Source organism: Nocardioides mangrovicus, assembly GCF_003674065.1.
GTDB lineage: Bacteria > Actinomycetota > Actinomycetes > Propionibacteriales > Nocardioidaceae > Marmoricola > Marmoricola mangrovicus.
The window spans coordinates 381,846-394,403 of the sequence record NZ_RDBE01000006.1 but is presented as its reverse complement, the minus strand read 5'-3'; the positions used below and the strand labels follow the sequence as shown (position 1 = coordinate 394,403).

At 72.6% G+C, this 12,558-nt stretch carries 17 protein-coding genes; 10 read left to right on the top strand and 7 right to left on the bottom strand.

The window, feature by feature from the left end:
- Window positions 1-34: 34 nt before the first annotated feature.
- From D9V37_RS07845 to D9V37_RS07835, 3 genes are read right to left on the bottom strand one after another with little or no spacing between them, the layout of a single operon-like run.
- Entirely contained in the window at window positions 35-697 is a 663-nt protein-coding gene (locus tag D9V37_RS07845; RefSeq protein ID WP_121805565.1) for a TetR/AcrR family transcriptional regulator, read from the bottom strand.
- A 28-nt stretch (window positions 698-725) separates the two neighbouring features.
- Window positions 726-1,940: a fumarylacetoacetate hydrolase family protein gene (locus D9V37_RS07840; RefSeq protein ID WP_121805888.1), complete on the bottom strand. Its 1,215-nt coding sequence runs from the start codon at window positions 1,938-1,940 to the stop codon at window positions 726-728.
- Window positions 1,937-2,668: a hypothetical protein gene (locus tag D9V37_RS07835; protein WP_121805564.1), complete on the bottom strand. Its 732-nt coding sequence runs from the start codon at window positions 2,666-2,668 to the stop codon at window positions 1,937-1,939. Before D9V37_RS07835 ends, D9V37_RS07840 begins: the two co-directional genes overlap by 4 nt.
- Window positions 2,669-2,708: 40 nt before the next feature.
- Here D9V37_RS07835 and D9V37_RS07830 point away from each other — a divergent pair, with 40 nt between their 5' ends.
- Both D9V37_RS07830 and D9V37_RS07825 read left to right on the top strand, forming a co-directional pair.
- Complete coding sequence (locus D9V37_RS07830) at window positions 2,709-3,881, top strand: homogentisate 1,2-dioxygenase (protein ID WP_121805563.1); 1,173 nt, start codon at window positions 2,709-2,711, stop codon at window positions 3,879-3,881.
- A complete protein-coding gene (locus tag D9V37_RS07825; RefSeq protein ID WP_121805562.1) occupies window positions 3,881-4,405 on the top strand; it encodes a DUF1697 domain-containing protein in 525 nt (174 codons plus the stop codon). The genes D9V37_RS07830 and D9V37_RS07825 overlap by 1 nt, the downstream gene beginning before the upstream one ends.
- Here D9V37_RS07825 and D9V37_RS07820 read toward each other — a convergent pair.
- Window positions 4,368-5,594, bottom strand: coding sequence for an MFS transporter (locus D9V37_RS07820; RefSeq protein WP_121805561.1), 1,227 nt, complete (start codon window positions 5,592-5,594; stop codon window positions 4,368-4,370). The two genes, D9V37_RS07825 and D9V37_RS07820, sit on opposite strands and share 38 nt — an antisense overlap.
- 18 nt (window positions 5,595-5,612) lie before the next feature.
- Here D9V37_RS07820 and D9V37_RS07815 point away from each other — a divergent pair, with 18 nt between their 5' ends.
- Window positions 5,613-6,371, top strand: coding sequence for an enoyl-CoA hydratase-related protein (locus tag D9V37_RS07815; RefSeq protein ID WP_121805560.1), 759 nt, complete (start codon window positions 5,613-5,615; stop codon window positions 6,369-6,371).
- On the opposite strand, the gene D9V37_RS07810 is transcribed toward D9V37_RS07815, so the two are convergent.
- Window positions 6,358-6,915 carry a nicotinamidase gene (locus tag D9V37_RS07810; RefSeq protein WP_121805559.1) on the bottom strand — a complete coding sequence of 186 codons (558 nt, stop codon included), beginning with the start codon at window positions 6,913-6,915 and terminating at the stop codon, window positions 6,358-6,360. The genes D9V37_RS07815 and D9V37_RS07810 overlap by 14 nt on opposite strands.
- Window positions 6,916-6,952: 37 nt before the next feature.
- Here D9V37_RS07810 and D9V37_RS07805 point away from each other — a divergent pair, with 37 nt between their 5' ends.
- Window positions 6,953-7,315, top strand: coding sequence for a nuclear transport factor 2 family protein (locus D9V37_RS07805; protein WP_158604411.1), 363 nt, complete (start codon window positions 6,953-6,955; stop codon window positions 7,313-7,315).
- A 7-nt stretch (window positions 7,316-7,322) separates the two neighbouring features.
- On the opposite strand, the gene D9V37_RS07800 is transcribed toward D9V37_RS07805, so the two are convergent.
- Window positions 7,323-8,612 carry a nicotinate phosphoribosyltransferase gene (locus D9V37_RS07800; RefSeq protein ID WP_121805557.1) on the bottom strand — a complete coding sequence of 430 codons (1,290 nt, stop codon included), beginning with the start codon at window positions 8,610-8,612 and terminating at the stop codon, window positions 7,323-7,325.
- Between the two features lie 22 nt (window positions 8,613-8,634).
- Here D9V37_RS07800 and clpS point away from each other — a divergent pair, with 22 nt between their 5' ends.
- From clpS to D9V37_RS07775, 5 genes are all read left to right on the top strand, one after another.
- Entirely contained in the window at window positions 8,635-8,934 is a 300-nt protein-coding gene (gene clpS / locus D9V37_RS07795) for an ATP-dependent Clp protease adapter ClpS (RefSeq protein WP_121805556.1), read from the top strand.
- A 5-nt stretch (window positions 8,935-8,939) separates the two neighbouring features.
- Window positions 8,940-9,533: a DUF2017 domain-containing protein gene (locus D9V37_RS07790; protein ID WP_121805555.1), complete on the top strand. Its 594-nt coding sequence runs from the start codon at window positions 8,940-8,942 to the stop codon at window positions 9,531-9,533.
- A 156-nt stretch (window positions 9,534-9,689) separates the two neighbouring features.
- Window positions 9,690-10,109 (top strand): Mov34/MPN/PAD-1 family protein, encoded by a 420-nt coding sequence (locus D9V37_RS07785; protein WP_121805554.1) that lies wholly within the window; start codon window positions 9,690-9,692, stop codon window positions 10,107-10,109.
- Between the two features lie 2 nt (window positions 10,110-10,111).
- Entirely contained in the window at window positions 10,112-10,384 is a 273-nt protein-coding gene (locus D9V37_RS07780; protein WP_121805553.1) for a MoaD family protein, read from the top strand.
- A gap of 8 nt (window positions 10,385-10,392) precedes the next feature.
- On the top strand, window positions 10,393-11,340 hold the full coding sequence (locus D9V37_RS07775) for a PLP-dependent cysteine synthase family protein (RefSeq protein WP_121805552.1): 948 nt from the start codon (window positions 10,393-10,395) through the stop codon (window positions 11,338-11,340).
- A gap of 7 nt (window positions 11,341-11,347) precedes the next feature.
- Here D9V37_RS07775 and D9V37_RS07770 read toward each other — a convergent pair whose 3' ends face one another.
- Window positions 11,348-11,725 carry a MerR family transcriptional regulator gene (locus D9V37_RS07770; RefSeq protein WP_121805551.1) on the bottom strand — a complete coding sequence of 126 codons (378 nt, stop codon included), beginning with the start codon at window positions 11,723-11,725 and terminating at the stop codon, window positions 11,348-11,350.
- 102 nt (window positions 11,726-11,827) lie between these two features.
- Here D9V37_RS07770 and D9V37_RS07765 point away from each other — a divergent pair, with 102 nt between their 5' ends.
- Complete coding sequence (locus D9V37_RS07765) at window positions 11,828-12,541, top strand: SDR family oxidoreductase (protein WP_121805550.1); 714 nt, start codon at window positions 11,828-11,830, stop codon at window positions 12,539-12,541.
- Window positions 12,542-12,558: the final 17 nt, after the last annotated feature.

Here is a 12,558-nt window from a genome sequence, read left to right as displayed (position 1 = left end):
CACGATGCTGTGTGCGGATTTCTGACTCGCGACACTAGCCGACGACGACCAGCCGGCCGCGGTCGTCGAGGCCGACGCCGTAGTCGGCGGCGATGCCCTCGAAGGCGTGCCAGACGAAGCCGGTGAGATAGGTCGTCACGGCCTTCTTCGACATGGTGCGCCGCTCCAGCCACCAGGTGCCGACCGAGAGGCCGAGACCCACCAGGCCGTGGGCCCACGGCTCGGCGCCGCCGGCGTCGACGCCCAGGTCGCGCAGCGCGTCGCCCAGGGTGCGGGCGATGGCGGCGGCGATCATCGCCTTGCCGTCGGCCAGCGGGTCACCGCTGCTGGCGTGGCCCACCAGCAGCGTGAACAGGTGCGGGTGGGTGTCGATGAGGTCGAGGTAGGTCTCGACGCCCTGCGCGACGCGGTCGTGGATCGGGCCGTCGCTGAGCAGTGCCGGCACCAGCATCTCCAGCAGCGTGGTGGCGCCCCACATGCCGACGGCCGCGTAGAGGTCGTCCTTGTCGGCGAAGTAGCGGTAGAGCACCGGTCGGCTGACCCCGGCGGCCTTCGCAATCTCCGAGACGCTGGCCTCGGGGCCGTACTCGTCGATCGCGGCGACCGCGGACTCCACCAGCTCGACGCGGCGGTTCTCCCGGTGCTCCTCCCACCGCGCGGCGCGGCCGTCGGTGCCGTCCTTCGCCGGTGGGGTCATGTCGACCGAGGATACGTGTGACAGCGCGTCACCGCTGTGACGTGGCCGGCTCGATCCTTCCCGTCACCTCACCGAGCGCGATGCGGCCGCCCGACGCACCGGGTGCCGTGGCGCGCAGCGTCACCTCGTCGCCGTCCTCGAGCCAGCTGCGCTCCACACCGCCCGCGGTGAAGGGCTCACGGCCGCCCCAGGAGAGCTCCAGCAGGCAGCCGCGCTGCTCACGCTCGTCGCCGGAGATGGTGCCCGAGCCGAACAGGTCACCGGTGCGCAGCGTCGCGCCGTTGCTGGTCAGGTGGGCCAGCATCTGCGCCGGCGACCAGTACATGACCCGGTACGGCGGCCGGCTGACCACCTCGCCGTTGAGGATCACCTCGACCTCGACGTCGTACCCGGGCCGGGGGTCCTCGACGACCAGGTAGTCCAACGGCGGCGGGTCCTGCGCGGGGAGGGCGACCTTGGCCGGCTCCAGGGCGGCGAGCGGGGTGATCCAGTCCGAGACCGAGACGCCGAACGACTTGCCGAGAAAGGGGCCGAGCGGCTGGGACTCCCAGGCCTGGATGTCGCGGGCCGACCAGTCGTTGAGCAGCGTCACGCCGAACACGTGGTCGGCCAGCGCGCCCGTGCCCACCGGGGTGGCCGACGGCGTGCCGACGACGAAGCCCAGCTCGGCCTCCAGGTCGAGGCGTCGGGTCGGCCCGAACGTCGGCCCCTCGCGGCTGGGTCGCTGGCCCGAGGGCCGCGCGATCGGGGTGCCGGTGACCACGACGGTGCCGGCGCGGCCGTGGTAGCCGATGGGCAGCGAGGTGAAGTTGGCCCCCAGCGGCTCGGAGTCGGGGCGGAAGATGCGTCCGGCGTTCTCGGCGTGCTGCTTGCCGCACAGGAAGTCGACGTAGTCGGCCACCTCGAAGCCCAGCCGGGTGGTCACCTCGTCCAGGGCCACCAGGTGCGGCTCGACCAGCTCCCGCTCCGCCTCGTCGGTGAGCAGCTGGGTCAGCCACGTGCGCACCGACGCCCACACCTGCGGGCCGGCGGCCATCAGCGGGTTGAGCGTGGGCTGCTCGAACAGCGCCGCGACGTCGAGCATCTCGGCGGCGGCGACGGGTGCGACGTCGAGCACCAGGCCGCCGATGCGGACCCCGACCCGCGGCTCGTCGTCCTCGGCGGTGGTGAAGACGGCGTAGGGCAGGTGGTCGACGTCGTACCCCGAGCCGGCGGCTCCCGGTACCCAGCTGCTGGTGGTCATGGGCTCCTCCACAGGTCGGCGTCCACGAGCTCCTCGTGGACCTCGCTCACGTCGGCGATCGAGACGGCGCTCAGCCAGCGCCGGGCCGACTCCCAGCCGTCCGGCGAGGGGTCGCCGTGCAGGGCCGAGGCCGTCGCGGCGAGCACCTCGCGCACCGGACCGCCGACTACCACGAACGGGGTCTCTCGGTCCAAGGCGGCGTCCAGGCAGCGGCGAAGGTCCTCGTCGGCACGCACGGTGAGACCGAGACCGGCCATCGCCACCTCGTCGAGCGCGGCCGACCAGGCGTGCTCCGAGGTCTCCGGGGAGCTCGGGACCTCGACGTGCACCGGCACGTCGACCCCGCAGTGGTCGACCATCGCGGCCACGCGCTGGGCGTTGCGGGCCAGGTCGTCACCGAGCCCGCCACCGTCGCGCAGCAGGACCCGCACCCGACGCAGCTCCAGCCCGTCGCCCTCGGACCAGCGCACGGCCGGTTCGATCGCCCCCGCACCGCCGGTGACCAGGACCGTGATGGCCAGCGGCCGGTCGGCGGCGAGCCCGGCGTCGAGCACAGGGTCGAGCAGCGGCCGCAGGTCGGCCAGCTTGGTGTCGGGCACGACCAGCGAGGCGACCAGGTCGGCGTAGTCGGCGGCCAGGTGCTCGCGGTGCTGCTCGACCGCCCGCTCCAGCGGCAGACCGACCGGCGGGAACACGGCGGCGTCGTCGACCAGCTGGGACCAGAACATGAGGTTTGCCACGCTAGAGCACAGGCGCGAGGGTGAGCAGATGGCCTACTACCGAGCCGTCGGCGAGCTACCCCGTCGCCGTCACACGGCCTTCCGAGACCCCTCCGGCGCGCTGCGGTACGAGGAGCTGATGGGGGAGGAGGGGTTCAGCTCCGACTCCTCACTGCTCTACCACCGCGGCGTGCCGTCGGCGATCGTGGCCAGCGAGCCGTGGGAGGTGGGCGACCTGGCCACCACCCCCAACCACCCGCTGGTGCCGCGTCACCTGAAGCTGCACGCGCTCGACACCGGCTCCGACGCCGTCACCGGCCGGCGGCTGGTGCTCGCCAACGCCGACGTCCGCATCTCCTACGTCGTCACCAGCGAGGTCTCGCCCTACTACCGCAACGCCGTGGGCGACGAGTGCGTCTACGTCGAGTCCGGCACCGGCACGGTGGAGACCGTGTTCGGGCTGCTGACCTACCGCGCCGGCGACTACGTCGTCATCCCGCGCGCCACCACCCACCGCTGGCTGCCGGCCGAGGAGTCGCGGCTCTACCCGATCGAGGCCAACGGCCACGTCGCACCGCCCAAGCGCTACCTTTCCCGGTTCGGCCAGCTGCTCGAGCACGCGCCCTACTGCGAGCGCGACCTGCACGGCCCCGCCGACCCGCTGCTGGTCGAGGGCGCCGATGTCGAGGTGCTGGTCAAGCACCGGGTGGGCAGCGGCATCGGCGGCTCCCGGCTCACCTACGACACCCATCCGCTCGACGTCGTCGGCTGGGACGGGTGCCTCTACCCCTACACCTTCAACATCGAGGACTTCATGCCGATCACCGGCAAGGTGCACCAGCCGCCGCCGGTGCACCAGGTCTTCGAGGGGCCGGGCTTCGTGGTCTGCAACTTCCTGCCGCGCAAGGTCGACTACGCCGAGGGCGCCATCCCGGTGCCGTACTACCACTCCAACGTCGACTCCGACGAGGTGATGTTCTACGTCGGCGGCGACTACGAGGCCCGCAAGGGCTCGGGCATCGGCATCGGCTCGATCTCGCTGCACCCCGGCGGCTTCGCGCACGGCCCGCAGCCCGCGGCGATCGAGGCCTCCATCGGCGTGGAGTACTTCGAGGAGTCGGCGGTCATGGTCGACACCTTCCGCCCGCTCGAGCTCGGCGAGGCCGGTGCCGCCTGCGAGGACCCGGCGTACGCCTGGACCTGGGCGGGCCGGCAGGTCTGATGCCGACGTTCGTGGCCTTCCTGCGCGCGGTCAACGTCGGGAAGCGGACGTACCCCATGGCGGAGCTGCGGGCGGCGGTCGAGGCGGCCGGGTTCGCCGACGTCGCCACTCACATCCAGACCGGCAACCTGAGGGTGACGACGCCGATGCGGTCGCGGGACAGGGTGGCTGCCGAGCTGGAGCGGGTGTTCGAGGCCGACCGCGGGTTCGCGGTGCCGACCATCGTGTTCACACGGGCGGAGATCGAGCAGGTCGTCGCCGACGCCGAGGAGCTGCCGCCGCCCGAGGTCGCCCACTACGTCGAGCTGCTGCGCGCGGAGCCGGGTGCCGCGGGCGCGAAGCTGATCGAGGGCCTCGAGCGCGACCGGGAGCGGTTCGTGGTGCGGGGCAGGGCCGTGCACATGCTCTACGACAGGGCGTTCCACGAGGCCAAGGGACTCAACGCGGCCGCCCAGAAGGCGGCCGGCGACGGCACCAACCGCAACCTCAAGGTCCTGCGCGCGATCCTGGAGAAGTGGGCCTGAGCGTCCTCACCTCCGGTGAGAGGAGCGCCAGCAGGCACACCACGACGTAGCCGACACCGCCGACGGCGATCACCTCGCGGATGCCGTACACGTGCCCGAGCTGGCCGAAGAGCAGCTGGCCCACCGGCATCGCGACGAACGAGCCGAGGGCGTCGTAGGACCAGGCGCGGGCCAGCTTGTCGGTGGCGATGTGCTCCTGCATCGAGACCGACCAGGCCAGGCTGAAGACGGCCAGGGCGACGCCGGCCAGGAAGCACAGCGGCACCTGCGAGGCCAGCGTCGGTTGGAGGCCGAACAGGGTGATCTGGACGCCGGTGGCGACGCAGGCGAGCATGCCGGCCAGCAGCGGCCGCCCGAACCGGATCCGGGTGAGCACCAGCGTGCCGACGAAGTCGCCGGCGGCGCCCGCCGAGAGCATCGCCCCGAAGCCGCTCGGGCCGAACGTCTCCTTGGCCAGCACCGGGCCGAGCGTGCTGATCGCGCCGGTGGAGAGCATGTTGAGCACGCCGAAGGCGACCACCACGACCCACAGCCACTGGGTGGTGCGGAACAGCGTCCAGCCCTCCCGCAGGTCGTTCCAGCCGCTGCTCGAGGAGCGGCCGGGGCGCGGCAGGCGCACGGGCAGGAGCAGCAGGGCCGAGACGATCCAGGTGAGGGCGTCGACGCCGAGCGCCCAGCCGGGGCCGACCCCGACGACGAGGAGCGCCGAGATGGACGGTCCGCCGACCTGGATCAGCCCGCGCACCAGGTTCAGCAGCAGGTTGGCCGAGCGCAGGTCGTCGCCCTCGACCAGCTGCGGCACCAGGCTGTTGAGGGCGGGCAGCGTGATCGCCGAGAGCGTGCCGTTGAGCGCCTCGAGGACGACGAGCATCCAGATCTCGGCGTGCCCGCTGATGACCAGTGCGGCGGCGGCCGCCTGGGTCAGGCCGGCCAGGGTGTTGCCCACGGTGAGCACCAGCGAGCGCGGCAGCCGGTCGGCCACCACGCCGCCGATGAGCAGGAACGCCACCAGCGGGATGGTGCGGGCGGCCAGTACCGCCCCCAGCGCCCACGGTGCCCGGCTCAGCTCGAGGACCGCGAAGGCCAGCGCGATCGGCGCCATGGTCGAACCCAGCCGGTTGACGCCCTGGGAGGCGAAGAACCACCGGAAGACGGGCGCGCGCAGCGGCGCCAGCGTCCCCGAGGTCACGCGGCTAGTCTCCCCGACATGACGGGACTCGTCGCGACCCGGGAGGCCGGCGCGTTGTGGCTGCGGCTGGACCGGCCGGCCAGCTACAACGCACTCACCGGCGAGCTGATGGTCGAGCTGACCGAGCAGGTGCGCGGTGTCGCCGACGACGTGCGCGTCGTGGTCCTCACCGGCACCGGCCCGGCCTTCTGCGCCGGCGCCGACCTCGACGCCGGCGGCGCCGACCTCGACGGCACCTCGGTCGACGCCGCCAACGCGCTGGTCCGCGCGGTGGTGGGTCTGGACCGACCGGTGGTGGCCGGGCTGAACGGCGTCGCCGCCGGCTTCGGACTCTCCCTGGCGCTCGCGTGCGACCTGGCGGTGGCCACCGAGTCGGCCTCGCTCACGCTGGGGTTCGGCAGGGTCGGCATCATGCCCGACGGCGGCGCCACGGCCACCATCACCGCGGCGGTGGGCCGCTCACGCGCGATGCGGCTGGCGCTGCTCTCCGAGCGCCTCGGCGCCACGGAGGCCTTCGAGGCGGGGCTGGTCTCGCACGTGTTCCCCGACGACGGCTACGCCGCCGGCCTGGCCGACGTCGTCCACCGCCTCGCCTCGGGCGCGCCGCTGGCGCAGGCCGCGACCAAGAAGGCGGTCAACGCCGCGGCGCTGGCAACGCTGGAGCCCGCGCTGGCCACCGAGCGCGCCGGCCAGGAGGTGCTGCTGCGCACCCACGACGCGGCGGAGGGCATGGCCGCGTTCAACCAGAAGCGGCCGCCGGAGTTCACCGGCCGATGACGGCGCCGGCCCCCCGCATCTCGGCCAGCGCGTCCTCGCCGGTGCCCGGGGCCACCGCCGCCACCAGGTCGGTCAGCACGGCGGTCTCGAAGCCCTCGCGGACGGCGTCGAGCACGGTGGCCCGCACGCAGTAGTCGGTGGCGATGCCGCACACGTCCACGGCGTCGACGCCACGTTCGCGCAGCCACGAAGCCAGCCCGGTCCCGTCCTCGGCGTGACCCTCGAAGCCGGAGTAGGCCGCCTGGTGCTCGCCCTTGAGGAAGACGGCGTCGAGCAGGCCGGCGTCGAGGTCGGGGTGGAACGCCTCGCCCGAGGTGCCCACTCGGCAGTGCACCGGCCAGGAGTCGCGGAAGTCGGGCTCGCTCGACCAGTGCGTGCCCGGGTCGACGTGGTGGTCGCGGGTGGCCACCACGACGTCGTAGCCGTGCTCGCCGCGCAGCAGGGAGGTCACGCCGGCCGCCACCGCGGCACCGCCGTCGACCCCGAGGGAGCCGCCCTCGCAGAAGTCGTTCTGGACGTCGACGACGATCAGCGCGCGGGCCATGGCGTCAGTTTGCCAAGGCCTCTGCGAGGGTGGGGCCGTGCCGAGCCGTCCGGAGGTCGTCGACCTGGTCCAGCGCTACGCCGCCGCCGTCGCGGCCCAGGACGTCGACGCCGCCACCGCGCTGTTCGCCGCCGACGCCCGCCACGAGGACCCGGTGGGGGAGGGCGTCGACCACGGGCGCCCGGCCATCCGCACGTTCTTCGAGCAGTGGTTCTCCTTCACCTTCGACGCCCGGCTCGACGGCGCGGTCACCGTGCACGGCCGGTTCGTCGCGTTCCGGCTGGCCATCGAGGTGCCCGCCGGCCGGACGCCGTTCCGGGTGCTGGTGACCACCTTCGTCGAGGTCACCCCCGACCTGCTGGTCGCCTCGCTCACCGCCGTCCCCGACGCGCACGCCTGAGGAGGGGTCAGCGGCCCTCCCACAGCGTGGGGATGACCTGGTCGCCGGGCTGGAGCGCCGCGGCCTCGCGAGGGAGCTCGGCTCGCGAGCGTGCGTGGCGCTCGCGGGCGGCGGCCAGCGGCTCGCGGCCCACCACCTTCCCGCCGGTCACCAGCGGGACGAGCAGGTCGCGGTCGTCGCCGTCGTTGGCCACCGGCTCGCCGATGCCGACGACCTCCGCCTCGGCGCGGCCGTCGGGGGAGAGCCGGCGCAGCGCGAACTTGCGACCGCCCACCGAGGCCTTGTCCTGGCTCTTCTTCGCCACCCCGATCAGCTCGCCGTCGGCGTTCTCGCGCGCCACCAGCTTGTAGACGAAGCCGCAGGTGGGACGCCCGCTGCCGGTGACCAGCCGGGTGCCCACGCCGTAGCCGTCGACCGGTGCGGCGGAGAGACCGGCGATGGCCCACTCGTCGAGGTCGGAGGTGACGATGATCCGGGTGCCCGTGGCGCCGAGCGAGTCCAGCTGCCGGCGGACCTCGACGGCCAGCCCGGCCAGGTCGCCGGAGTCGATGCGGACCGCGCCGAGGTCGGGGCCGGCCACCTCGACGCCGGCGCGCACGGCCTCGGCGACGTCGTAGGTGTCGACCAGCAGCGTGGTGCCGACGCCGAGCGAGGTGACCTGCGAGCGGAAGGCGTCGGTCTCGGTGTCGTGCAGCAGCGTGAAGCTGTGGGCGCTGGTGCCGCCGCTGGGCACGCCGTAGCGGCGTCGCGCCGCGAGGTTCGAGGTGCGCTCGAAGCCCGCGACGTACGCCGCCCGCGCGGCGGCCACGGCCGCCTCCTCGTGGGTGCGGCGCGAGCCCATCTCGATGCAGGGCCGCTCGCCGGCCGCCCACGTCATGCGTGAGGCCGCGGAGGCGATCGCGGAGTCGTGGTTGTAGATGGAGAGCAGCAGCGTCTCCAGCAGCACGGCCTCGGCGAAGGTGCCCTCGACGGTGAGGATCGGCGACTGCGCGAAGTACGTCTCGCCCTCGGGGTAGCCGAGGATGTCGCCGGAGAAGCGGTAGGAGGCCAGCCACTCCAGCGTGGCGGCGTCGACGACGCCCTCGCGGCGCAGGAACTCGATCTCGGGGAACCCGAAGCGGAACTCCTCCAGGGCGTCCAGCGCCCGGCCCACCCCGGCCACGACGCCGTAGCGCCGCCCCTCGGGCAGCCGCCGGCCGAACAGCTCGAAGACCGAGCGTCGCTCGCCGGTGCCGTCGGCCAGCGCGGCCTGCAGCATGGTCAGCTCGTACTGGTCGGTCAGCAGCGCCGTGCTCACCGGATCAGGCTAGTGGGACACAATGGGCGCCGTGTCCACCAGCCCGGTCGAGCTCGAGGAGCCCGAGGTCGACGAGGTCACCAGCCTCGCGAAGCCGTGGGTCACGATCGTGTGGAACGACCCGATCAACCTGATGTCCTACGTCACCTACGTCTTCCAGACCTACTTCGGCTACTCCAAGTCGAAGGCGTCGAAGCTGATGATGGAGGTGCACCAGGACGGCCGGTCGGTCGTCTCCACCGGCTCGCGCGAGGAGATGGAGCGCGACGTGCAGGCCATGCACGAGTACGGCCTCTGGGCCACCATGCAGAAGGACGACTGAGGCCCGTGACCCACGGCTTCTCCCGCCACCGCCGCACGCGCACCAGCGTCGCGGTGTTCAGCGCCTTCGAGGCCGACCTGATCCGCTCCCTGGCCGGTCAGCTGGTCGAGCTGCTGCGCAACGAGAACGCCGCACCGCAGGCGGAGGACGAGCTGGAGCGGATGCTGGACTTCTCCGGCCCCACCGCCGAGCCCGAGGACCCGGTGCTGGCCCGGCTGTTCCCGACGGCCTATCCCGAGGACGAGGAGGCGGCCGGGGAGTTCCGCCGCTTCACCGAGGGCACGCTGCGCGACGGCAAGGCCGCCGCGGCCGCCGCGGTCATCGACAGCCTCGAGGCCGCTGGGCTGCGCGACGTCGACCCCGACGACGACACCCAGCCGACCGAGGTGGAGGTCGAGCTCGACACCGCCGCCGCCCGGACCTGGCTGCGCAGCCTGACCGACATGCGGCTGGCCATCGGCACGCGCCTGGAGATCCGCGACGGCGACGAGGGCGACTGGGAGGACCTGCCCGACGACGACCCGCGCCGGCCGGTGCACGACATCTACAGCTGGCTCGGGTTCCTCCAGGAGACGCTGGTGGACTCCATCAGTCGCTGACCGGGGTGGACGACCGCTTGTGCCGATCGCGCGCCACAGGACGTCATACGACGTGGTCGCCCAAGCGACCTACTCACATGACGTCCTGGAGCTCCGCGCCGGGCTGAACCTGGACATGTGTCTGCAGGTTGTGTCGCGCCACCTATCCTCGGTCCCGTGCTGAGGCTGCCCGCAGAGATCCGCGACGCCATCGTCGCGCACGCCAAGCGCGATCACCCGGACGAGGCGTGCGGGGTCGTCGCGGGCGCCGAGGGCAGCGACATCCCCAGCCGGTTCGTGCCGATGGTGAACGCGGCGGGCTCGCCGACGTTCTACGAGTTCGACTCGACCGACCTGCTGCGCCTCTACCGGGAGATGGACGACCGCGACGAGGAACCGGTCGTCGTCTACCACTCCCACACCGCCACCGAGGCCTTCCCCAGCCGCACCGACATCGGGCTGGCGAACGAGCCCCACGCCCACTACGTGCTGGTCAGCACCCGCGAGCACGGGAATAGTGAGGGCCCGGTGGAGTTCAGGTCCTACAGGATCGTCGACGGTCACGTCGACGAGGAAGACGTGGAGATCCAGGAGTAGCCATGGCCATCGAGGTCCGAATCCCGACCATCCTGCGCACCTACACCGACGGTGCGAAGTCCGTCGACGCCAGCGGCGCGACGCTGCAGGCGCTCATCGACGACCTGGAGAGCAACCACTCCGGGATCAAGGACCGCCTCATCGAGGGCGGTCAGCTGCGCCGGTTCGTGAACGTCTACGTCAACGACGAGGACGTCCGCTTCACCGGCGGGCTCGAGACCGAGCTGAGCGACGGCGACCAGGTGGTCGTGCTGCCCGCCGTCGCGGGCGGCTGAGCAGCCAGGTGCGCTACGACGGGCTGCTGGCCTCGGTCGGCAACACCCCCCTGGTGGGGCTGCCGACCCTCTCGCCGTCGCCCGACGTACGGCTCTGGGCCAAGCTGGAGGACCGCAACCCCACCGGCTCGATCAAGGACCGCCCGGCCCTGAAGATGATCGAGATGGCCGAGAAGGACGGCACGCTGCGTCCGGGCTGCACCATCTTGGAGCCCACCAGCGGCAACACCGGCATCTCGCTGGCCATGGCCGCCTCGCTCAAGGGCTACCGGCTGGTGTGCGTGATGCCCGAGAACACCTCCGAGGAGCGGCGCCAGTTGCTGCGCATGTGGGGTGCTGAGATCTACTCCTCACCTGCGGCCGGCGGCTCCAACGAGGCCGTGCGGGTGGCCAAGCAGATGGCCGAGGAGCACCCGGACTGGGTGATGCTCTACCAGTACGGCAACCCCGCCAACGCCCTCGCGCACTACGAGGGCACCGGCCCGGAGGTGCTGGCCGACCTGCCCGAGGTGACCCACTTCGTCGCCGGCCTGGGCACCACCGGCACGCTGATGGGCGTCGGCCGGTTCTTCCGCGAGCACAAGCCCGACGTCTCGATCGTCGCCGCCGAGCCGCGCTACGGCGAGCTCGTCTACGGCCTGCGCAACCTCGACGAGGGCTTCGTGCCCGAGCTGTACGACGCGAGCCTGATCGACGCCCGCTTCTCCGTCGGCCCGCGCGACGCCGTACGCCGGGTCCGCGAGCTGCTGGAGGCCGAGGGCATCTTCGCCGGCATCTCCACCGGCGCGATCCTGCACGCGGCCCTGGGCCAGGCCGCGAAGTCGCTCAAGGCCGGCGAGCGCGCCGACATCGCCTTCGTGGTCTGCGACGGCGGCTGGAAGTACCTCTCGACCGGCGCCTACGAGGGCACCGTCGACCAGGCCGAGGACCGCCTCGAGGGCCAGCTCTGGGCCTGAGGGGCTGCTAGGCCGCCGACGCGGCGAGCTCGGCGGCATGGTGCGTCGAGGCCGCCTCGATGAGGAGGGTGAGCTGGTCGCGGGTGGCGAGCAGCTGCTCGATCTGCTCGCTGAGCCGGTCGTGCTCGCCGTGCATCACCTCCAGCGTGCGCCCGGTCACCGACGTCGAGGGCGTGTCGACGCACGGCATCACCCGGGCGATCACCTGGCTGCTCAGCCCGGCGGCGTAGAGCCGGCGCAGCAGGCCGACGCGCGCCACGGCGTCGGCGGTGTAGACGCGCTGCCCGCTGGGCGTCCGCGACGGTCTGAGCAGACCCTGCTCCTCGTAGTAGCGCAGCGCTCGCACGCTGGCGCCCGTGCGCTCGGAGAGCTCACCGATCCGCATATGACCTGCCTCACTCACGCTTGCCCCTCACGTCGACGTGAGGTCCTAGCGTCCCGAGCAACGCAGTCATTCCTCACCCGTCGAGAACATCAGGAGCCCTCCATGGACATCACCGGATCCACCGCCCTCGTCACCGGCGCCAACCGCGGGCTGGGTCGCGAGTTCGCCGCCCAGCTGCTGCAGCGAGGAGCCGCCAAGGTCTACGCCGCGGCCCGCGACCCGCGCCAGGTGGACGTGCCGGGCGTGGAGCCGATGGAGCTCGACCTGCTCGACCCTGCCTCGATCGAGCGCGCCGCGGCCCAGGCCGCCGACGTGACGCTGCTGGTCAACAACGCCGGCGTCACGACGGGCCAGAACCTGGTCCGGGGCGACCTGGCCGGCGCCCGCCGGGAGATGGACGTCAATTTCTGGGGCACCCTCGGCGTCACCCGCGCCTTCGCCGACGGCCTGGGCCGCCACGGCGGCGGCGCCGTGTTGAACGTGCTCTCGGCGCTGTCGTGGTTCTCCTACAACGGCGCCACCGCGTACGCCGCCAGCAAGGCGGCCGAGTGGAGCCTGACCAACGCCACCCGCGTCGAGCTGGCCGCGCAGGGCACCCAGGTGACCGGTGTCGCGCTGGGCGCCGCGGACACCGACATGATGGCCGGCTACGACGGGCCGCTCCTCGACCCGGCCGACGTCGTGCGCATCGCGCTCGACGGCCTGGCCGCGGGCGTCGGCGAGGTGCTCGTCGACGACTGGAGCCGAACCGCCCGCGACGGGGTGGCCAGCGACCCGGTCGAGTTCTACGCCCGGGTCGCGGCGCCCGGCCTGTGAGCGGCGCCGTTTAGGAT